The sequence below is a fragment of the Yoonia vestfoldensis genome, from assembly GCF_002158905.1.
In the GTDB taxonomy this organism is placed as follows: domain Bacteria; phylum Pseudomonadota; class Alphaproteobacteria; order Rhodobacterales; family Rhodobacteraceae; genus Yoonia; species Yoonia vestfoldensis_B.
In genome coordinates this window covers 1231381-1251760 of the sequence record NZ_CP021431.1, presented here as the reverse complement: position 1 = coordinate 1251760, position 20380 = coordinate 1231381, and the positions used below count along the sequence as shown (strand labels likewise).

22 protein-coding genes are annotated in these 20380 nt (G+C 61.7%); 9 read left to right on the top strand and 13 right to left on the bottom strand.

Annotated elements, in window-relative coordinates:
- Positions 1–40: 40 nt before the first annotated feature.
- The 8 genes from LOKVESSMR4R_RS06120 to LOKVESSMR4R_RS06085 all read right to left on the bottom strand — a co-directional run bounded on the left by LOKVESSMR4R_RS06120 (position 41) and on the right by LOKVESSMR4R_RS06085 (position 8084).
- A complete protein-coding gene (locus tag LOKVESSMR4R_RS06120) occupies positions 41–244 on the bottom strand; it encodes a hemolysin XhlA family protein (RefSeq protein ID WP_087206762.1) in 204 nt (67 codons plus the stop codon).
- Positions 234–740: a holin family protein gene (locus tag LOKVESSMR4R_RS06115; RefSeq protein WP_087206761.1), complete on the bottom strand. Its 507-nt coding sequence runs from the start codon at positions 738–740 to the stop codon at positions 234–236. Before LOKVESSMR4R_RS06115 ends, LOKVESSMR4R_RS06120 begins: the two co-directional genes overlap by 11 nt.
- Positions 731–1342, bottom strand: a complete 612-nt coding sequence (locus tag LOKVESSMR4R_RS06110) for a holin-associated N-acetylmuramidase (protein WP_087206760.1) — start codon at positions 1340–1342, stop codon at positions 731–733. Before LOKVESSMR4R_RS06110 ends, LOKVESSMR4R_RS06115 begins: the two co-directional genes overlap by 10 nt.
- A gap of 44 nt (positions 1343–1386) precedes the next feature.
- Positions 1387–1854 carry a cytochrome c maturation protein CcmE gene (ccmE, locus tag LOKVESSMR4R_RS06105; RefSeq protein WP_087206759.1) on the bottom strand — a complete coding sequence of 156 codons (468 nt, stop codon included), beginning with the start codon at positions 1852–1854 and terminating at the stop codon, positions 1387–1389.
- Positions 1851–2879 (bottom strand): N-acetyl-gamma-glutamyl-phosphate reductase, encoded by a 1029-nt coding sequence (argC, locus tag LOKVESSMR4R_RS06100; protein ID WP_087206758.1) that lies wholly within the window; start codon positions 2877–2879, stop codon positions 1851–1853. The genes ccmE and argC overlap by 4 nt, the downstream gene beginning before the upstream one ends.
- A gap of 13 nt (positions 2880–2892) precedes the next feature.
- Complete coding sequence (locus LOKVESSMR4R_RS06095; RefSeq protein ID WP_087206757.1) at positions 2893–3705, bottom strand: glutamate racemase; 813 nt, start codon at positions 3703–3705, stop codon at positions 2893–2895.
- Entirely contained in the window at positions 3683–4591 is a 909-nt protein-coding gene (locus LOKVESSMR4R_RS06090) for a lysophospholipid acyltransferase family protein (RefSeq protein ID WP_087206756.1), read from the bottom strand. Before LOKVESSMR4R_RS06090 ends, LOKVESSMR4R_RS06095 begins: the two co-directional genes overlap by 23 nt.
- Before the next feature lie 79 nt (positions 4592–4670).
- Entirely contained in the window at positions 4671–8084 is a 3414-nt protein-coding gene (locus LOKVESSMR4R_RS06085; RefSeq protein ID WP_087206755.1) for an indolepyruvate ferredoxin oxidoreductase family protein, read from the bottom strand.
- A 153-nt stretch (positions 8085–8237) separates the two neighbouring features.
- On the opposite strand from LOKVESSMR4R_RS06085, the gene LOKVESSMR4R_RS06080 reads away from it, so the two are divergent.
- From LOKVESSMR4R_RS06080 to grxD, 4 genes are all read left to right on the top strand, one after another.
- Positions 8238–9143, top strand: a complete 906-nt coding sequence (locus tag LOKVESSMR4R_RS06080; protein ID WP_087206754.1) for a LysR family transcriptional regulator — start codon at positions 8238–8240, stop codon at positions 9141–9143.
- A 339-nt stretch (positions 9144–9482) separates the two neighbouring features.
- On the top strand, positions 9483–11642 hold the full coding sequence (gene purL, locus LOKVESSMR4R_RS06075) for a phosphoribosylformylglycinamidine synthase subunit PurL (protein ID WP_087206753.1): 2160 nt from the start codon (positions 9483–9485) through the stop codon (positions 11640–11642).
- A 99-nt stretch (positions 11643–11741) separates the two neighbouring features.
- The gene (locus LOKVESSMR4R_RS06070; protein ID WP_007204542.1) at positions 11742–11978 is read left to right on the top strand and encodes a BolA/IbaG family iron-sulfur metabolism protein; all 237 of its coding nucleotides are present in this window, start codon (positions 11742–11744) and stop codon (positions 11976–11978) included.
- Positions 11979–12001: 23 nt separating this feature from the next.
- Entirely contained in the window at positions 12002–12361 is a 360-nt protein-coding gene (grxD, locus tag LOKVESSMR4R_RS06065; protein ID WP_087212708.1) for a Grx4 family monothiol glutaredoxin, read from the top strand.
- On the opposite strand, the gene zapA is transcribed toward grxD, so the two are convergent.
- Both zapA and LOKVESSMR4R_RS06055 read right to left on the bottom strand, forming a co-directional pair.
- On the bottom strand, positions 12362–12754 hold the full coding sequence (gene zapA, locus LOKVESSMR4R_RS06060) for a cell division protein ZapA (RefSeq protein WP_087206752.1): 393 nt from the start codon (positions 12752–12754) through the stop codon (positions 12362–12364).
- Complete coding sequence (locus tag LOKVESSMR4R_RS06055) at positions 12741–13331, bottom strand: hypothetical protein (RefSeq protein ID WP_087206751.1); 591 nt, start codon at positions 13329–13331, stop codon at positions 12741–12743. The genes zapA and LOKVESSMR4R_RS06055 overlap by 14 nt, the downstream gene beginning before the upstream one ends.
- A gap of 228 nt (positions 13332–13559) precedes the next feature.
- Here LOKVESSMR4R_RS06055 and tkt point away from each other — a divergent pair, with 228 nt between their 5' ends.
- From tkt to LOKVESSMR4R_RS20420, 5 genes are all read left to right on the top strand, one after another.
- Complete coding sequence (gene tkt, locus LOKVESSMR4R_RS06050) at positions 13560–15578, top strand: transketolase (protein WP_087206750.1); 2019 nt, start codon at positions 13560–13562, stop codon at positions 15576–15578.
- A 179-nt stretch (positions 15579–15757) separates the two neighbouring features.
- Positions 15758–16759 carry a type I glyceraldehyde-3-phosphate dehydrogenase gene (gap, locus tag LOKVESSMR4R_RS06045; RefSeq protein ID WP_087206749.1) on the top strand — a complete coding sequence of 334 codons (1002 nt, stop codon included), beginning with the start codon at positions 15758–15760 and terminating at the stop codon, positions 16757–16759.
- 25 nt (positions 16760–16784) lie between these two features.
- Entirely contained in the window at positions 16785–16928 is a 144-nt protein-coding gene (locus LOKVESSMR4R_RS20425; protein ID WP_204248733.1) for a hypothetical protein, read from the top strand.
- A 79-nt stretch (positions 16929–17007) separates the two neighbouring features.
- Entirely contained in the window at positions 17008–18009 is a 1002-nt protein-coding gene (gene gap, locus LOKVESSMR4R_RS06040; protein ID WP_087206748.1) for a type I glyceraldehyde-3-phosphate dehydrogenase, read from the top strand.
- A 178-nt stretch (positions 18010–18187) separates the two neighbouring features.
- Positions 18188–18346, top strand: coding sequence for a hypothetical protein (locus LOKVESSMR4R_RS20420; protein WP_204248732.1), 159 nt, complete (start codon positions 18188–18190; stop codon positions 18344–18346).
- Positions 18347–18389: 43 nt separating this feature from the next.
- On the opposite strand, the gene coaD is transcribed toward LOKVESSMR4R_RS20420, so the two are convergent.
- The 3 genes from coaD to LOKVESSMR4R_RS06020 all read right to left on the bottom strand — a co-directional run bounded on the left by coaD (position 18390) and on the right by LOKVESSMR4R_RS06020 (position 20328).
- Entirely contained in the window at positions 18390–18884 is a 495-nt protein-coding gene (gene coaD / locus LOKVESSMR4R_RS06030; protein WP_087206746.1) for a pantetheine-phosphate adenylyltransferase, read from the bottom strand.
- A gap of 66 nt (positions 18885–18950) precedes the next feature.
- Positions 18951–19385 (bottom strand): CBS domain-containing protein, encoded by a 435-nt coding sequence (locus tag LOKVESSMR4R_RS06025; RefSeq protein ID WP_087206745.1) that lies wholly within the window; start codon positions 19383–19385, stop codon positions 18951–18953.
- Between the two features lie 40 nt (positions 19386–19425).
- Complete coding sequence (locus tag LOKVESSMR4R_RS06020) at positions 19426–20328, bottom strand: LysR family transcriptional regulator (protein ID WP_087206744.1); 903 nt, start codon at positions 20326–20328, stop codon at positions 19426–19428.
- Positions 20329–20380: the final 52 nt, after the last annotated feature.

Below are 20380 nucleotides of genomic sequence, written 5' to 3'. Positions count from 1 at the left end.
ACAGCGACCTGCATCATATCAGCGGTACAAATTGGCGCAGCTAAAGCATCAGACCGCCCGGCACCGCATAGCTGACGGCGGCCATCAGCATGGCGCCGATGATCAGCCGCACCAGCCATTTCAGCGTATCCTCGATCGCGCCCAGCCTGTTGGCCACATTGTCGCGATGGACCGCATCCACCGCATTGCGAGTTTCAAGCTGTCGCAGCCGCGATTCCAGCCTGTCAAGGACGCTAGATTCCATGGCTGGCCTGCCAGTCGCGCAAGGCGGGGTTGCTGTCATCTGCCGCTGGTGCCGGTTTGCGCGTCGCCGCTTCGCTGGCGGCGGCGGCGGCGGCCAGCACGCGCTGGAAATCCTGTTCCTTGGCCTGATGGCGCGCGCCGAAATAAAAGCTGACAATCGCCCCCATCAACCACCAAAGCGGTTCAGGCACCAGCGCCAGCCCCGTCATTCCCGCGGCAAAGCTGTCAGGATCGACCATCGCCATCACGAACAGCCAGATCGTCCCCAGCGCCAGCATCGGGCGCGGCAAGCGGTTCAGCGCATCCACCGCGCGGTCGAAGAGCCCCTGCCGGGCATGGGCGAATTCGGCGGCGAATTGTTGCAGGCTTTCGCTTTTGGCATCCGCGTCGCGCATCGCGGTCTGTTCGGCATTGGGCCGGAACACCTGCGCGGTTTCCACCAGCACATTGCGCCCATTGCCAAAGAAAAAGCCCATGATCCCCGAAATCAAGCCCATGTCGCTGTCCTTTGCTGATGCTCTGCCGCGCTTAGGTGATAGCGCGGTGAAATGAATTCCTCGGCCCGTGTGATCCAGCCGCCTTTGCCGCCATCGCGCCTGCGGGCATATTTGCGGCTGGCGGGGCGGCGGTCGGCAAGATCGTAATAATAATTGCGCCGCGCGATCCCGTAAGCATCGGCCAGATGGTCGGGGGCCGCCCCTGCCGCGCGGGTGGCGGCCGCAATCGTCTGCGGGCCGATCACACCGTCCACGGCGACGGGGATGCGCATTTCAACCAACAGCCGTTGCAGGATACGCACCGCATTGGCCCCGGCATTGACATACATGTCAAAAACACTGGCCTGGATCACCTGCGGCAGCCGGTCGAGCCGGGGGCGGTGATAATAATGTTCGACAAAGATCGCCACCGCCTGCGCGCGGTCCAGCTGCTGCACATCCGCGGCATCGACCGTGCCATCGCCGGTCAGATCAAGCCCCAGACGGCGCATCGTGTGAATGGTGACGCCGAATTTTGTCGCCCCGCCGGGATCATCGGGGTCATTCACATAGCCGCCCTCACGCAGGACGATTTCGGCGGCGATGTCGGTGATGCTTTGCATATCCTGTCCTCTGCTGGTTGCGGGGACAGGGTATCAAAATCAGGTTAATGCCCGATGCGTGCACCGTTCGGGTCCACATAGACCCCTTGCGCCTTCAGCGCGTCCAGCACCTCTGTCGGCATGTAGGTTTCGTCATGTTTGGCAAGGATTTCAACAGCTTCGAACCGGCCATCGATCATATTGCCTTGCGCGACGACGCCTTCGCCTTCGGAAAAGAGATCCGGCAGGATGCCCGCATAGACCACCGGGATCGAGGCGCCGCCATCGGTCACGGCAAAGCTGATTTCCTGCCCCTGCCCGCGCACCAGCGTGCCGCGTTCGACCAGACCGCCAAGGCGGAACCGTTCATTGGGCAAAGGTGGCGCCGAGGCGACCTCTGACGGCGAGCGGAAGAATTGGAAACTATCCGATGGCAGAAACCACAACAAAACCAGCACCAGACCCACGCAGGCCCCGGCGATGGAAATCACCTGCACACGGCGGCGTTTCTTGAGGTTTTTCAAACCGCTCATGGGAATACCGGCACCAGCATCAGACCATCCGTTTCATTCAGACCCAGCATCAGATTGGCGTTCTGCACCGCCTGCCCTGACGATCCCTTACATAGGTTGTCAAGGGTGGCCACCACAAGAGCACGGCCTGAAATGCGGTCCGATGTCACACCGATATGGCAGAAATTCGACCCCATCACATGGCCGGTGCCGGGGCATTGGCCGAAGGGCAGCACATGGATGAACGGCTCGTCTGCATAGGCGGCGGTCAGCGCGGCATGGATCGCCTGCGCATCGCCGCGCAGATAGCAGCTGGCCAGAATGCCCCGGCTGATCGGCACCAGATGCGGCGTGAACTGGATTTCCACGGGGCGACCGGCGAGGGCCGAAAATTCCTGATCGAATTCGCCCAGATGCCGGTGCTTGCCGCCTTGGGCATAGCCAAGCACGTCACTGCTGCGTTCAGTGAACAGCATGTTTTCCTTCAGCGACCGCCCGGCCCCCGAAATCCCGTTTTTGAGATCGCAGATGATGTCATCCAGATCGATCAGCTGTTCGGCAATCAAAGGCCGCAGCGCGAATTGCACGGTCGCGGCATTGCAGCCGGTGCCCGCCACCAGCCGTGCGGATTTGATGTCGTCGCGGTAAAACTCGGTCAGCCCGTAAACCGCGGTTTGCTGCAATGCGGTGGCGACATGGGCCGCGCCATACCATTTTTCATAGGCCGCAGGATCGCGCAGCCGGAAATCAGCGCCCAGATCGACGACTTTCACGGCTTGGGGCAGATCGCAGACCAGCGCCTGCGACAGACCATGCGGCAAGGCGGCGAAGACCAGATCAATGCCGGAAAAGTCGATCTCTTCCATCTTGACCAGCTTGGGCAGGTCCAGATGGCGCAGATGCGGGAAGACATCGGCCATTTGCTGGCCCGCCTTGCGATCGGCTGACAGGGCGGCAATGCGCAGATGCGGATGGGTGGCGATCAGGCGGACAAGCTCTGCGCCGGTATAGCCCGACGCGCCCAGAATGGCGGTATTGCAGGTCATGGCGAACCTTTCGTTAAGCGGCGGTAAAGGTGATCTGGCGGCGCAGGAATTGCGTCGCGCGCGCCGAGACGCGGGCCGGATCGCCCGTGGTCAGGAACGCGCTGTCGCGGCCCGCGCCGATCATTTCGGGTCGTCGCGCCAGGTAATCGGCCAGGCTTTCGGCGACCAGATTGGCCTGGGAAAAGACCTTGACCTGTGGCCCCAGCGCATCCTGAAACACCTTTTCCATCAATGGATAATGCGTGCAGCCCAGCACGGCGGCATCGGGTGTGGGCATCTTGCGGCGCAAAGCATCGACATGGCTGCGCACCAATGCTTCGGCCAGGATCATATCGCCGTCTTCAATCGCATCGACGACACCGCCGCAGGCCTGCGCCTCGACATCGACGCCGATGGCGCGGAACGCCAGTTCGCGCTGGAACGCGCGGCTGGATACGGTGGCGGGCGTGGCGAACAGGGCCACATGTTTGACAGCGACTTCGCGCGGGGGCGAATTATCGCCCCATTGCCGTTCGGTCAGCGCCTCGATCAGCGGCACGAAGACGCCCAGCACGCGTTTGCCCTGCGGCACCCAGCCTTCTTGCATCCGGCGCAGGGCAGCGGCGCTGGCGGTGTTGCAGGCAAGGATCACCAGATCGCAGCCCGCATCGAACAGGCGCTGTGTCGCGGCGGTGGTCAGATCATAGATATCATCGGGCGTGCGCACGCCATAAGGCGCATGCGCGCTGTCGCCCAGATAGACCAGCGGCACATCTGGCAGGCGCGCGGCCACGGCATCCAGCACTGTCAGCCCACCCAGCCCGCTATCGAATATCCCTACGGCCATCACGCACCTTGTATCTGTCTTCGAATTCATGCCCGATCGCAGTCGGATCAAGCGGATCAAGGCTTAACTCATAGGTGGCTTTGCGCAGGAAATCCATGCATCCTTTGGGGTCTTTTTTCAGCCCCGCCAACAGATCGGCGGGGATAGGCTTGCCGATCACCACGCGCACGGGTTTGTTGATGCGGGCTTTGAATTCACGGATCAACAGGCCCATGCGCAGGGTCACATGCAGATGGCTGGCCAGCTGGAACAGCCGGCTGTTGCGGCCTTCAAAGAAGATCGGGACAACCACCGCATCGGATCTGGCAATCATCTTGGCGGTGAAATTGCGCCAATTGGGGTCCATCGGCTGGGAAAACATCCGCGCCGAGGTCGAAACCGTCCCGCCCGGAAAGATCCCGATGGCCCCGCCCGCCGCCAGATAGCGCAAAGCTTCGGCGCGGGTGTCCAGGTTCAGCTTGGCGGCCTCTTTGGTGTCATCAAAGGAAATCGGCAAGATCACCTGTTCCAGATCGGGCGAGGCGCGAAAGATCCGGTGCGCCAGCACTTTGAAATCGCCACCGCGCCGCTGCGACAGGATCAGCCCCATCATCAGCCCGTCCAGAATGCCGTAAGGATGGTTGGACACCAGGATCAGCGGGCCAGAGCTGGGGATATCATCCAGCGTGCCGCCCGCGATCTGCAAATCAAGCCCGTAACGCGCGGTGATCACCTGCCAGAAATCACCGCCTTGCGCGACATCGACATCATAGCCGCGCGCCTTTTTGATCAGGCGCAGCCGTCCGGTGGCGTTTTCCATGACGCGGATCAAGGCACGCCCGCCCCGCCCCTTGGCCGATGTGGCATAGGTGATATCCCGCGCCACTTGCCGATCCTTGCGTCGCATTCATCCCCCCCGCATTGCACCTCGCGCGGGGGGTAGCAGGGTCATGCGACGCTTGCATGACAATAACGGCAGCGCGCGTCTATTCCGCCGCCTGTTGCATCGGTGCCGCGCGCAGGCTGGCCAGCAATTCCTCGCGGCGTTTGGCGGCTTTGCGGGCATTGGCATCCTTGACCGGGCCAAAGCCGCGAATATCCAGCGGCAGACGCGCAAGTGCGATGGCCGCATCGCGGGTGTCGGGGCGCAGGATGCGCAGCACCTCGGCCATATCTGCCTCGTATTGCGTGATCAGCGCGCGTTCCATCCGCCGTTCGGGGTTGCGCGCAAAAGGGTCAAGCCATGTGCCGCGCAGGAATTTGAACCGCGCCAGTTTCGGAAAGGCCCACGCCATCCGCGCCCCAAATTCCCGTTTCACGGGGCGTGCGTCGCTGCCGGTTTTCGACATGATCGGCGGGGCCAGATGATAGGTCAGCGTCAGATCACCGTCGAATGCGGCGGCGGCCTTGGCGCGGGTCTGGGCCAGCAGGCGCGCGACCTCATATTCATCCTTATAGGACAAAAGCTTATGATAGCCCAGCGCCACCGCCTCGCGCATCGGCTGGTCCTGAAACTGGTCCAGGAATTTGCGATAGCGTTGCGCCAGACGCGCGCTTTGATAGCGGGTCAGATGATCCATGCGAAAGGCGATCTTATCCTCCAGCGATTGCGGCAGGCCAACCAGATTGGGCGCAAGCACCGCCGCCGCATCCTGTGGGTGCAGATAGGCCCAGCGGCCCAGCTCAAACGCGCGGATATTGCGGTTGATCGCGGCCCCGTTCAATTCAATCGCGCCCAGAATCGCCTCGTGGCGCAGCGGGATCGCCCCCATCTGCCAGACCGCGCCAAAGAGCATCATGTTGGAATAGATACTGTCGCCCAGCAGCGCGCGGGCCAGATCAGAGGCGTCGAACAGGGCGAGACCCGCGCCCAGCCGGGCCTCCAGCGACAGGCGCAGCTGGTCGGTCGGCAATGTGAATTCGGTGTTGCGGGTGAAATCGCCGGTGATGATCTCATGGCTATTGACCACCCCGCGCGTGCGGCCGGTTTTCATCAGCCCCAGCGTCTTGGCCCCCGCCGAGACCACCAGATCGCCGCCAATCAGCGTGTCGCATTCGCCAGTGGCAACGCGGATCGCGCTGATATCGCTTGGGCTTTCGGCGATGCGGCAATGGATATGCACAGCCCCGCCTTTCTGCGCAAGACCCGCCATTTCCATCATCCCCGCGCCTTTGCCGTCGATATGCGCGGCCATCGCCATGACCGCGCCGATGGTCACGACACCGGTGCCGCCCACGCCGGTGATGACAATGTTATGGGTGCCGGTGATCGCGGGCAGGACCGGGTCGGGCATGTCGGGCAGATCGACGGCGGCGGTGGCCTCTTTGCGGATCTTGGCGCCTTGCACGGTCACAAAAGACGGGCAGAACCCTTTGACGCAGGAAAAATCCTTGTTGCAGGATGATTGATCAATGGCGCGCTTGCGCCCCAGTTCGGTTTCCACCGGCACGATGCTGACGCAATTGGATTGCACGCCACAATCGCCGCAGCCTTCGCAGATATCGGTATTGATAAAGACCCGTTTATCAGGGTCGGGGAATTGCCCGCGCTTGCGGCGGCGGCGCTTTTCGGCGGCACAGGTCTGGACATAAACAATGGCGGACACGCCTTTGTATTTGCTGAATTTCTCTTGCACAGCTTGCATATCTTCGCGTTCGTTTATGTCCAGCCCTTTGGGGAAAACGGACAGATCGAGGTCTTCTTTGGCGTCATGGACCAGCGCGATATTGCGCAGCCCCATCGCCTGCAATTCACGGCAGATCTGATCGGCGGTCAGCCCGCCATCATTGCCCTGTCCGCCGGTCATGGCGACCGCGTCATTGTAAAGGATCTTATAGGTGATATTGGTCCCCGCCATCAGCGCAAAGCGGATCGCCTGCACGCCCGAATGGTTATAGGTGCCGTCGCCAAGGTTCTGGAACACATGGTCGCGGGTGGAAAACGGGGCCTCGCCGACCCAATTGGCCCCCTCGCCGCCCATCTGGGTGAAACCCACGGTATCACGGCCCATCCATTGCACCATGTAATGACAGCCGATGCCCGCATAGGCGCGCGACCCTTCGGGCAGTTTGGTCGATGAATTATGCGGACAGCCCGAACAGAAATAAGGCAGACGCGCCGCCAGTTCGGGTGCATTATCGGCGCGGCGCGCCTCGGCCAGGGCGGCCATGCCAGCGCTGATCCCGTCCGATCCGCAGCCTTCCTCGATCAGGATGCCGCCGATCTTTTCGGCGATCCAGATCGGGTCGAGCGCGGCACGGGTCGGAAAGATTTCCTCGCGCCGTCCTTCGGAATGTTCATCGCCCTTGTGCCAGCCGTAAACGCGGGTGCGGCTATCGTCGAACAGGGCCTCTTTGACCTGCACCTCGATCAGCTTGCGCTTTTCTTCAACCACGATGACCAGATCCAGCCCCGCCGCCCAATCATGGAAAGACGCCATATCCAGCGGCCAGACCTGCCCGATCTTATAGGTGGTGATGCCAAGGGCATCGGCCTCGCTTTCGGTGATATTCAGCAGCGCCAGCGCATGTTGCAGATCAAGCCAGTTCTTGCCCGCCGCCACGAACCCGATCTTGGCCCCCGGCCTGCCCCATTTGCGTTGATCCATGCGGTTGGCGCGGCTGAATGCCTCGGCGGCGAAACGTTTATGGTCGATCATCCGCGCTTCTTGCAGCTGCGGGGTATCGACCAGACGGATGTTCAGCCCCCCATCAGGCAAGGGCATGTCGGGGATGATGAAATCGGCGCGATAAGGATCGGCATCGACGACGGATGTGACCTCGATCGTGTCTTTCATCGTCTTCAGACCGACCCAGACGCCCGCGTATCGCGACAAGGCCCAGGCATAAAGCCCGTATTCCAGGATTTCCTGCACCCCCGCAGGCGAGACGATGGGCATATAGGCATCCACCATCGCCCAATCCGATTGATGCAAGGTGGTGGAACTTTCGCCGGTATGATCATCGCCCATCGCCATGATCACCCCGCCATGGGGCGAGGTGCCGGCCATATTGGCATGGCGCATCACGTCGCCGGACCGGTCCACGCCCGGCCCTTTGCCATACCACAGGCCAAAGACGCCATCGAATTTGCCCTCGCCGCGCAATTCCGCCTGCTGGCTGCCCCAAAGCGCGGTGGCGGCCAGATCCTCGTTCAGCCCGGGTTGAAAGGTGATATCCGCCGGTTCCAGCACATCGCGGGCGCGGGTCATCTGCATATCCACCGCCCCCAAAGGCGATCCGCGATAACCCGTCACATAGCCCGCCGTATGCAGCCCGGCCCGCGCATCGCGCGCCTTTTGCATCAGCATCAACCGGACCAGCGCCTGCGTCCCGTTCAGCAAAACCGGTGATTTATCCAGATCGTAACGGTCGTTGAGTGTGATTTCCTGACGGCCCATCTGCCACCCTCCCAAGCGCTGATGGCCCCAGTATAGGTCAAAGATGCTGACCTACAAAGAACAAAATGCCGCGCAAGAAAGTTTGCAACCTTTCGCTGCAATAGCGTAATGAAGGGGAAATGCGAGCGGTAACAGCAGCAATGAAAGCGCAGGATGGACTGGGACAAGCTAAGAATATTTCACGCGGTCGCGGATGCGGGGTCGCTGACCCATGCAGGCGATACGCTGCATCTGTCGCAATCCGCCGTCAGCCGCCAGATTCGCGCGCTCGAAGAGGCGTTGAACACCACGCTGTTCCATCGCCATGCGCGGGGGCTGATTCTGACCGAACAGGGCGAATTGCTGTTCGATGCGACCAAATCAATGAACAAACGGCTGGAAACCGCCTCGGCGCGGATCCGCGACAGCGAAGAAGAAGTGTTCGGCGATCTGCGGGTGACCACGACAACGGGGTTCGGCACTTTGTGGCTGGCGCCCCGCCTGCCCAAATTATTCGAAGCCTATCCCGATCTGAAAATCGACCTGATGCTGGAAGAACGCGTGCTGGACCTGCCCATGCGCGAGGCTGATGTCGCTATCCGCATGAAAGAACCGTCACAGGCCGACCTGATCCGCAAACGGCTGATGTCAGTGCGGATGCGGCTATATGCATCGCCATCCTATCTGGAAACCAACGGCACGCCGGACTCGCTGCCTGATCTGTCAGATCACCGGCTGGTCTGCCAAAGCCTCAATTCGATCCAGGTCGCGGCCGGGGCCACGCTGGTGCAGCATTTGCTGACCTGCGAGATCCAGCATCTGTTCACCGTCAATAATTACTTTGGCGTGTTGCAGGGCGTGTTGAACAATATCGGGATCGGCGTGTTGCCCGATTATGTGATCGAGGATTTCCCCGATCTGGTGCGCGTGCTGCCCGACCTCGAAAGCGGCGAAGTGCCGGTCTTTCTGGCCTATCCCGAGGAATTGCGCCAATCCAAACGGATCGCCGCCTTCCGCGATTTCGTGCAGGAAGAAATCTTTGCCCATCGGCGCAAGATCCGCGAAACCTTGCCGCAATAGCCAAGGCGCTTGCGGGGGTTTCCCCCGCCCCAGCCATGCACCCAGCGCATAGCGGCAATGCGCTTGCCGCAAAAATTTTTTCTTGAATGGTCAAAAAACGCGCCCTATCTGTCCGGTCGAGGGCACGCTGCGCAATCGCGCGCCGTCCTCACCTCCCTGTTGGACTTCGCCGGGCCTTGTGCCCGGCTTTTTTTTGGCCTGCGCCGCGCGGACCCGCGCCCTGCCCTGCCTGCGCCCGGGCCGCAGATAAGACCGCGCCAACCAGGCCCATACTTGCGTTTTGCGTCTTTAATCCAAAGGCCCGGCTCTGTATGACAGGCGCAGCACCAAGGGGACATCATGACAGAGCCAGCCATCACGCCCGATCTCATCGCTGCCCATGGGCTGAAGCCCGACGAATATCAGCGCATTCTGGACATCATCGGCCGCACGCCCAGCTTTACCGAATTGGGCATCTTTTCGGCGATGTGGAACGAACATTGTTCTTACAAATCGTCAAAGAAATGGCTGCGCACCCTGCCCACGACCGGCCCGCAAGTGATCTGCGGCCCCGGTGAAAACGCGGGCGTTGTGGATATCGGTGACGGGCAGGCCGTGGTGTTCAAGATGGAAAGCCATAACCACCCCAGCTATATCGAACCCTATCAGGGCGCGGCAACCGGCGTGGGCGGGATCCTGCGCGATGTCTTTACCATGGGCGCGCGGCCGATCGCGGCAATGAATGCGCTGTCCTTTGGCGAGCCGACCCATCCCAAGACGCGCGCCTTGGTGCATGGCGTCGTTGCCGGTGTCGGCGGCTATGGTAATGCCTTTGGCGTGCCCACTGTCGGCGGCGAGCTGCGGTTCCACCCCGCCTATAACGGCAATTGCCTTGTGAATGCCTTTGCCGCCGGTCTGGCCGATGCCGATAAGATCTTTTATTCCGCAGCCTCGGGCGTGGGCATGCCTGTCGTCTATCTGGGGGCCAAAACCGGCCGCGACGGTGTCGGCGGCGCGACCATGGCATCGGCCGAATTCGACGACAGTATCGAGGAAAAGCGCCCCACCGTGCAGGTCGGCGATCCTTTCACCGAAAAGCGCCTGATGGAAGCGACGCTGGAACTGATGGCCACGGGGGCGGTGATCTCGATCCAGGATATGGGTGCGGCGGGTCTGACCTGTTCGGCCGTGGAAATGGGCGACAAGGGCGGGCTGGGCGTGCGGTTGAACCTTGACGCGGTGCCGCAGCGCGAAACCGGCATGACCGCCTATGAAATGATGCTGTCGGAAAGCCAGGAACGCATGCTGATGGTGCTGCGCCCCGAGCTCGAGGCCGAAGCCCGCGCCGTTTTCGTCAAATGGGATCTCGATTTCGCCATCGTCGGCGAAACCATCCCCGAGGACCGCTTTATCGTCATCCACAAAGGCCAGGTGATGGCCGATCTGCCCTTGGCCACGCTGTCGGGTTCCGCGCCCGAATATGACCGGCCCTGGGTGCCGACACCGGCGCAGCCGCCTTTGGGCGATGTCGTGGGGGTCAACCCTGTGGACGGGCTCAAGGCGCTGATCAGCAGCCCCAATTACGCGGCCAAACAATGGGTCTATGAACAATATGACCAACAGGTGATGGGCGATACCGCGCGCATCCCCGGTCTGGGCGCAGGGATCGTGCGGGTGCATGGCACCGACAAGGCGCTGGCTTTCACCTCGGATGTGACACCGCGTTATGTGATGGCCGACCCTGTCGAAGGCGGCAAACAGGCCGTCGCCGAAGCCTATCGCAACCTGACCGCCGTGGGCGCCAAACCGCTGGCCACCACCGACAACATGAATTTCGGCAATCCCGAAAAGCCCGAAATCATGGGCCAATTCGTGGGGGCCATTCAGGGCATCGGTGCTGCGGTCAAAGCGCTCGACATGCCGATCGTCTCGGGCAATGTCTCGCTTTATAACGAAACCGACGGCAAAGGCATCCTGCCCACCCCCACCATCGGGGCCGTGGGGATCATCACCCATCCCGACCAGATCATCGGCGGGCAATTGCGCGACGGCCATGTCCTGCTGCTGGTGGGCGACACCACAGGCCATCTGGGGCAATCGGCGCTTCTGGCCGAGGTCTATCACCGCGCCGACGGCCCGCCGCCCCCCGTCGATCTGGAGGCTGAAAAACGCCACGGCGATTTCATCCGCGCCAATTGCGCGCTGATCACCGCCTGCACCGATCTGGGCGATGGCGGGCTGGCGCTGGCCGCCTTCGAGCTGGCCGAAACCGCCGGCGTGGGCATCACGCTGGATGCCGGCGACACGCCCACGCTTTTTGGCGAGGATCAGGCGCGCTATCTGATCGGCTGCAATTTCGACCAGGCCGAGGCGCTGATGGTCGCCGCGGGCCAGGCCGGCGTGCCGATCACCACAATCGGCAAGGCGGGGGGTGATATGGTCACCTTTGGCAGCGACAGCGCGCCGCTGGCCGATCTGGCCCTGATCTATCGCAGCAGCTTTGAAAAAACGCTGGCCTGATGACTTCTTTTTTCCAAAAATACTCCTGCCAGAGGCAGCGCCTTGCCTGCCGCCCGCATCACACCTAGTTTAGTCACGACACGCCCGGAAGGACCGCAAATGCCCATCACCGCCCATGAGATCGAAACGCTGTTGCGCGAAAGCTTCCCGCAGGCCCGGATCAGCGTGCAGGGCGATGACGGCGCGCATTTCGCGGCCGAGGTGATCGACGAAAGCTTTCGTGGCCTGAACCGCGTGCAGCAACAACGCGCCGTTTACGCCGCACTCAAAGGCCGGATGGACGGCAGCCAAGGCGAATTGCACGCGCTGGCGCTGACCACCAAGGCGCCCGATTAAAACCTGTTTCAAAGGACATGCAGATGACCGCTAAAGACCAGATTCAAGAAACAATATCCACCAATGACGTGGTTTTGTTCATGAAAGGCACGAAATCCATGCCGCAATGCGGCTTTTCATCCCGCGTGGCCGGGGTGCTGAATTTCATGGGCGTGGATTTCGCCGATGTGAATGTGCTGTCGGACGAGGAGATCCGCCAAGGGATCAAGGATTTTTCCGACTGGCCGACGATCCCGCAGCTTTACGTCAAAGGCGAATTCGTTGGCGGTTGCGACATCATCACCGAAATGACCCTGTCGGGCGAGCTGGACACGCTCTTTGCCGATAAAGGCGTCAGCTTCGACAAGGATGCCGCCGACAAGATCCGCGAAGCCAACGCCTGATCAGGCCAGTTTCGCATCCACCTGATCGGCCAGGGCTTCGGCCCGGGCCGCCAGTTCCGCCAATGTATCCCCAAGATCGCGCGGCACCACAGGCACTTCGATCCGCTGCGGTTCGGGGGCGGGCTGGGCTGCAAGCCGGTCCAGCTGGGCGCGCAATTCCACCGCTTCGACCTGCGCTTCGCGCAGCTTGTCTTCAAGACCTGCGGTCTTATCCGCCAAAAGCAGCCCCGCCATCAGCAGCATCCGCGCTTCGGGCAAACGGCCGATCTGTTCGGCCAGCGTCGCGGCCTCTGCATCCAGCATGGCGGCGGCGGAATGCAGGAAATGCTCTTCGCCTTCCTGACAGGCGACCTCGAATGTCCGCCCGCCGATAAAAATCTCAACCTGCGGCATGGGCAGCCTCCTCGATCAGGGGTTTGAGTTCGGCCAGAATCGTATCGACCTCGGCCGCATCGGCCGCGCGCAGCGCCTGCAAAGCGTCGATTTCTGCCGCCATGGCAGTATCAATCGTGCCGGGTGCCAGCCCTGCCGTCAACGCCTGGCGCAGCTGCGCATTCAGATCGCGCAAATGCTGCGTCGCGGCGCGCAATGGCTGCAATTGCGCATCCAGCGCCCGCAGCTGTGCGGCCTGGCTATCAAGCTGCCGGGTCAGCGCGGCGACCTGCGCCTTTTGCGCATCCAGCGCATCCTGCTGTGCTGCCTGCGCTGCTGCCACGGCCTCGGAATCCTGTATGTCCTGGGCTGCCTGTGCGGCTTGGGCATCCTGTGCGGCTTGGGCCGCTTGGGCCTCCAGCGCATCCTGCAATTGCTGGATCTGCCCGCGCAGCACGCCATTTTGCGCCTGTTCGGCCTGCAACGCATCAAAAAGCGACGTTTCCGCCGCATCCGCCTTGTCCTGCGCCTCTAGGCCACGGCGGATACGGTCCAGCGCGACCGTGATCCGGTGACCGAATTCCAGCACATCACTCATTGCCCGACCTTTCACATTCATGGGGCGCAAGATTGTCCATCCAACGCCCAATTGCCCCGATCCCCGAATCGTTGCGGCATTGCCAAAGCCTATGCCATCCCCCTGCCTGCCGCAAACGCGATGGCGTCATAGATCAGAACGGCTTAGCTGTCGCGCTTGATCTTGGGGGCGACCCTGTTATGACGCAGTCAACACATCGTCAATCCCTTTGCCTGAAGGACTGCCCCCTTGGATATTGCCGCCCTGCGTTCCGCGCACCCCGATCATTGGAAAAAAGCCACCGCCATTCGCACGCTGACGCTTGATGCGGTCGCTGCGGCCAATTCCGGCCATTCCGGCATGCCGATGGGCATGGCCGATGTGGCCACGGTTCTGTTCCAGAACCACCTGACATTCGACCCCAAAGCCCCCGCATGGCCCGACCGCGACCGGTTCATCCTGTCGGCAGGCCATGGGTCGATGCTGCTTTACGCGCTGATGTATCTGACCGGATACGAGGATATCACGCTGCAGCAGATCAAGGATTTCCGTCAATGGGGCGCCAAAACCGCAGGCCACCCCGAATATGGCCATGCGCGCGGCATTGAAACCACCACCGGCCCCTTGGGTCAGGGCATCGCCAATGCCGTCGGTTTCGCCATTGCCGAGGAAATCCAGCGCGCCCATTGGGGCGCCAAGATCGTCGATCACCATACCTATGTCATCGCCGGTGACGGCTGCCTGATGGAAGGCGTCAGCCAAGAGGCGATTGGCCTGGCGGGGATGCAGAAACTGGGCCATCTGGTCGTGTTCTGGGACAATAACAACATCACCATCGACGGCACGGTTGATATTGCCGATATCACCAATCAGCCCGCACGCTTTGCCGCCTCGGGCTGGCATGTGCAGGAAATCGACGGCCATGATCCGGTTGCCATTGACGCGGCCATCGTGGCGGCCAAGGCCGATCCGCGCCCCTCGATGATTGCTTGCAAGACGCATATCGCATTGGGACATGCGGCGCAGGACACATCCAAAGGGCATGGTGCTTTGACAAATGCCGACCAGCTGGCCGCCGCGAAAACTGCCTATGGCGCGCCATTGGGCGCCTTCGAGGTCGCAGCCGATGTGCTGGACGCATGGCAGGCCATCGGCGCGCGCGGTGCCCAGACCCGTGCCGCATGGGAGGCCCGCTTTGCCGCGCTCTCGCCCGCCAAACAGGCCGAATTCACGCGCGCCTATGCCGGTGACGCGCCCAAGAAACTGGCCGCCACGATCCGCGCGCTGAAAAAGCAGATTTCCGAATCCGCGCCATCGGTCGCGACGCGCAAATCCTCCGAAATGACGCTGGAAGTCATCAACCCGATCATGGCGGAAACCATTGGCGGGTCCGCCGATCTGACCGGGTCGAACAATACCAAGACCCGCGATATGGGCGTATTCCACCCCGACACCCGCAAGGGCCGCTATATCTATTACGGGATCCGCGAACATGGGATGGCGGCTGCGATGAACGGCATGGCGCTGCATGGCGGCGCGCGCGCCTATGGCGGCACCTTCATGTGTTTCACCGATTACGCGCGCGGCGCGATGCGCCTGTCCGCGCTGATGGGCGTGCCGGTCACCTATGTGATGACCCATGACAGCATCGGTCTGGGCGAGGATGGCCCCACCCACCAGCCGATCGAGCATCTGGCGATGCTGCGCGCCACGCCCAACATGCATGTGTTCCGCCCCGCCGATACGGTGGAAACGGCCGAAGCCTGGGAAATGGCGCTGACCTCCAAGACCACGCCATCAGTGCTGGCCCTGTCGCGCCAGAACCTGCCCACCGTGCGCAAGACCCATACCGCCAAGAACCTGACCGCCCAGGGCGGCTATGTGCTGGCCGATGCCGAGAGCAAGCGCCAGGCGATCATCATGGCGACGGGGTCCGAGGTGGAAATCGCCCTTGCCGCGCGCGATCTGTTGCAGGCGGACGGGATCGGCACGCGTGTTGTGTCCATGCCCTGCTGGGAATTGTTCGAGGAACAGGACGACAGCTATCGTCGCAAAGTGCTGCCCGCAGGCCCCGTGCGCGTCGCGGTCGAGGCGGGCATCCGCTTTGGCTGGGACCGCTGGCTGTTTGGTGAGCGTGGCAAGCGCGAGAAATCGGGCTTTGTCGGCATGCATGGCTTTGGGGCCTCTGCCCCCGCCGAACGGCTGTATCAGGAATTCGGCATCACCGCGCAGAATGTGGCCGATAAGGTCAAATCCCTGATCAAGTAAAACCGGCGTAAGGTGGGTTCAAACCCACCTTACCTGCGCCGCCAGATGTTGGCGCAAACAGATAGCGGTAACAGCGAAAAATCCCACATGTTACCGTTAACACCCTGACAACAGGTCACTTTTTTCTGGACACCACGGCATACAATCTGCACGACACATGCAGACAAAGGGGATGCCACATGACAATCACCATCGGGATCAATGGGTTTGGCCGCATCGGGCGCTGCACATTGGCGCATATCACCGAAGCGGGGCGCAATGACGTGCAGGTGGTCAAGATCAATGCCACCGGCCCGATTGCCACCAATGCGCATCTGCTGAAATACGATTCCGTCCATGGCCGGTTCGGCCATCCGGTGACAATCAGCGGCAATACGCTGGACCTTGGGCGCGGCCCGATTGATGTGATGTCAAGCTATGATCCCGCCACGCTGGATTGGGACGGCGTCGATGTCGTGCTGGAATGCACCGGCAAATTCAATGACGGCCATGCCGCAGCGGTGCATCTGGATCGCGGCGCGCGCAAGGTGCTGATCTCGGCCCCGGCCAAGAACGTGGACCGCACCGTGGTTTACGGCGTCAATCACCGCGATCTGATGGCGGCGGAACGGCTGGTGTCCAACGGGTCCTGCACCACGAACTGCCTTGCGCCGCTGGCCAAGGTGCTGAACGATGCCATCGGGATCGAACGCGGCATCATGACCACGATCCATTCCTATACCGGCGACCAGCCAACGCTGGACCGGCGCCATGATGACCTCTATCGCGCCCGCGCCGCTGCGATGGCTATGATCCCGACCTCGACAGGGGCCGCCAAAGCCTTGGGCGAGGTATTGCCCGAATTGGCAGGCAAGCTGGACGGCACCGCGATGCGCGTGCCCACCCCCAATGTCAGCGCCGTTGATCTGACATTCGAGGCCGGCAAATCCGTCACCGTGGACGAGGTCAATGCCATCGTCGCCGAGGCCGCAGGCGGCTATATGGGCATGGTCATGGCCTATGATGCCGAAGCCAAGGTCAGCATCGATTTCAACCATACCACGCAAAGCTGCATCTTTGCCCCTGACCAGACCAAGGTCGTCGGCGGGCGCACGGTGCGTGTGCTGGCGTGGTATGACAATGAATGGGGCTTTTCGGCGCGGATGGCCGATGTCGCAGCCACCATGGGCCGCTTGCATTAAACGCGCATGGCGCTAGACCTGTGCCATGACCAATGGCATCGCGGTGTTTCTTCTTGTGCTGATCGGGGCGGCGCTGGCCTATGACGGGCTGGCCAATGATTGGCAGGCTTTGGTCTTTACCCTGCGCAAATTCGTCGATCTGACCGAATATCTGGCGTTTTGGCGCTGATGCATCTGGCATCGGCGGTTGACCTTTTGCGATAAATCGCAATGTTAGCGCCAACATTCATCCCCAAGGAGGATCAACCATGGCCGTCAAAGTAGCAATCAACGGATTTGGCCGGATCGGCCGCAACATCTTGCGCGCCATCATCGAATCCGGTCGCACCGATATCACGGTTGTGGCGATCAACGACCTTGGGCCGGTGGAAACCAATGCGCATCTGCTGCGGTTCGATTCGGTGCATGGCCGGTTCCCCGGCACGGTGACCACCACCGAAAACAGCATCGACGCCGGCCGTGGCCCGATTGCCGTGACCGCGATCCGCAATCCTGCCGAGCTGCCTTGGGGCCATGTCGATGTCGTGCTGGAATGCACCGGCATTTTCACCAGCAAGGACGCCTGTCAGGCGCATCTGTCCACCGGTGCCAAGCGCGTGCTGATTTCCGCCCCCGGCACCAATGCCGACAAGACCGTGGTTTTCGGGGTCAACCACCAATCGCTGACCAAGGATGATATCGTCGTCTCAAACGCATCCTGCACCACCAATTGCCTGTCCCCGGTTGCCAAGGTGCTGAACGATATTGTCGGGATCACCAAAGGTTTCATGACCACGATCCACAGCTATACAGGCGACCAGCCGACGCTGGATACGATGCATAAAGACCTTTACCGCGCGCGGGCGGCGGCCCTGTCGATGATCCCGACCTCGACCGGGGCGGCCAAGGCGGTGGGTCTGGTGCTGCCAGAGCTCAATGGCAAGCTTGACGGTGTGGCGATCCGGGTGCCCACGCCCAATGTCTCGGTCGTCGATCTGACCTTCGAGGCCAGCCGCGCCACCAATGTGGACGAGATCAACAACGCGATCATCGCCGCCGCCGATGGCCCGCTGAAAGGCATTCTGGGCTATACCGCGCTGCCGATGGTCAGTTCTGATTTCAACCATGATCCGCATTCCTCGATCTTCCATCTGGACCAGACCAAGGTGCTGGATGGCAATATGGTGCGCATCCTGTCGTGGTATGACAATGAATGGGGCTTTTCCAACCGTATGGCGGATACCGCCGTGGCGATGGGTAAGCTGCTGTAATCCCACGCCTTTCAATGCAGAAGACCGGTCCTTTGCGGGGCCGGTCTTTTTTGTTCATCCGGCAATGCGCGCCATGCAGCGCATGCATATCCGCTAGCGCCAAGTGTCAGTTGTTCTGCGCCGCAGCATTGTTATGTCTGGGCCAAGCAAAGGACGCATCAGCAAAAGGAGCACGCATATGATTGTTTTCACCAAAGTCCGCACAGCCGTGCAGAAACGCGCCGCCTATCTGCGTCTGAAAAACGAATTGGCCAGCATGCCGCAGGATGTGGCAATCGATCTGGGCCTGTTTCGCGAAGATGCGGCCAAGATCGCAGCCAAGGCGATCTACGGCTAGGCTGCCGCCACCAAGCCGCGCCCCAGGGGGGCGGCTTTGCCTGCTAGCCGCGCAGACGCGCGATCAGCGCGCTATTGACGGTGGGGGTGACGAATTTTGACACATCCCCGCCCAACCGCGCGATTTCCTTGACCAACTTCGACGCGATGGCCTGATGTTCAGCCTCGGCCATCAGGAAAACCGTCTCGATCGAATCGTCCAGAATGCGGTTCATCCCGACCATCTGATATTCATATTCGAAATCCGCCACCGCCCGCAGGCCCCGGATGATGACGCTGGCACCCACATCATGGGCGCAGTCGATCAGCAGGTTTTCGAACGGATGCACGATGATATCGCAGCCGACATCGCGGCCCAGCGGGACGCATTCGGCCTCGACCATGGCGACGCGTTCTTCCAGCGTGAACAGCGGGCCCTTGTCGCGGTTGATAGCCACCCCGATCACCAGCCGATCTACCAGCGAGGCCGCGCGCCGCACGATATCAAGATGCCCCAGCGTGACCGGATCGAACGTGCCGGGATAAAGACCTACGCGCATGACGCACCTCTGGAAGAAAGAATATTGCGCGCAGGCAACACTATCGCGCGACGGATTGCAACGGGGCTAGTGCCCCATGATCATCCCTTCGAGCGCGTCTTTTTCCATCGACAATTCCGCCAGTCGCGCCTTGACCACATCGCCGATAGAGATCAGGCCGATCATCTTGCCATTCTCCATCACCGGCAGGTGGCGAAACCGGCCTTCGGTCATCATCTGCAACACCATATCGGCACTATCTGCGGCGGTGCAGGTGGTCAGCTTGGCGGTCATGATCTCGGACACCGACGCCGACAGGCAGCCCGTGCCGCGCTTGCCCAATTCGCGCACGATGTCGCGTTCCGACAGGATGCCATCCAGCCGCTGCCCATCGGCAGAGACAACGACCGTCCCGATCCGCTTTTCGGACAGGATCGCCACGGCAGCGGATACAGGGTCACCCGGCTTGACCGCGACAACGCCGATATCGGCTTTGGATTTCAGGATTTGCCCGACGATCATGATGTGTCTCCCCCCAACACGATGGCGATACCCCAGCCTGTCAAACCACAGGCGCATCTGTCAAGCGCGCGATACGTTCCAGACGCGCAACCTCGGCCACCAGCCCGGCGCTGATCGCGGCGGCCACCTGTGTCAGCCGGTCGGATTGGCGCGCAGAGCGGTGGCGCACCAGATAAAAAGTGCGCGTCAACGCCAGCTGATCCGTCAGCACGCGGCGCAATTCGGGCGCAAAGGGCAGCGCGAAATCATGCACGATCCCCACCCCCGCCGCGCGGATCATCTGCAATTGCACCGCGACGGAATTGGACGCCAGCTGCACCCCCCCTGCCCCCAAAGCCCCCAGATAATCCAATTCCTTGTCAAAGATCATATCGGGGATATAGCCCACGACAGGCCGCCCGCGCAGATCATCCAGCGTTTTGGCAGGGGGCGCATCGGCGCGCATCGCCAGATGCAGTTGGTAATCGGTGATCTTTTGCACGATCAGCTGGCCGGCAGCGGGCGGGCTGACGGTGATCGCCATATCGGCCTCGCGCCGGGACAGGTTGACGACGCGGGGCAAGGCCAGCACCTGCATTTCCAGATCGGGATTGTCGCGTTGCAGCGCCGCGCAGACCTGCGGCAGCAGGAAATTGGCCACACCGTCCGGCGCGCCGATGCGGATCTGGCCGGTCAGCGCCGCAGCCCCGCCGCGCGATTCCTCGACCGCCAGCGCGAATTGCGTTTCGGCATCGGCGGCGCGGTCGCGCAACCGCTCTCCCAGATCGGTGAGCGCATAGCCTTGCGGCGATTTCACGAATAAAGCCGCGCCAAGGCTGCATTCCAGCCGCGCGATCCGGCGCCCGAGCGTGGCCGGGTCCATTTTCGTCAGCGGGGCCGCCGCTGACAGGCTTTCCATCCGCGCGACGGCCAGAAACACGCGCATATCATCCCAATTGTCCATTCGTTCCTGCATTTATGCAAAATGATTTTGATATATTGCCGCTTTTACCTGC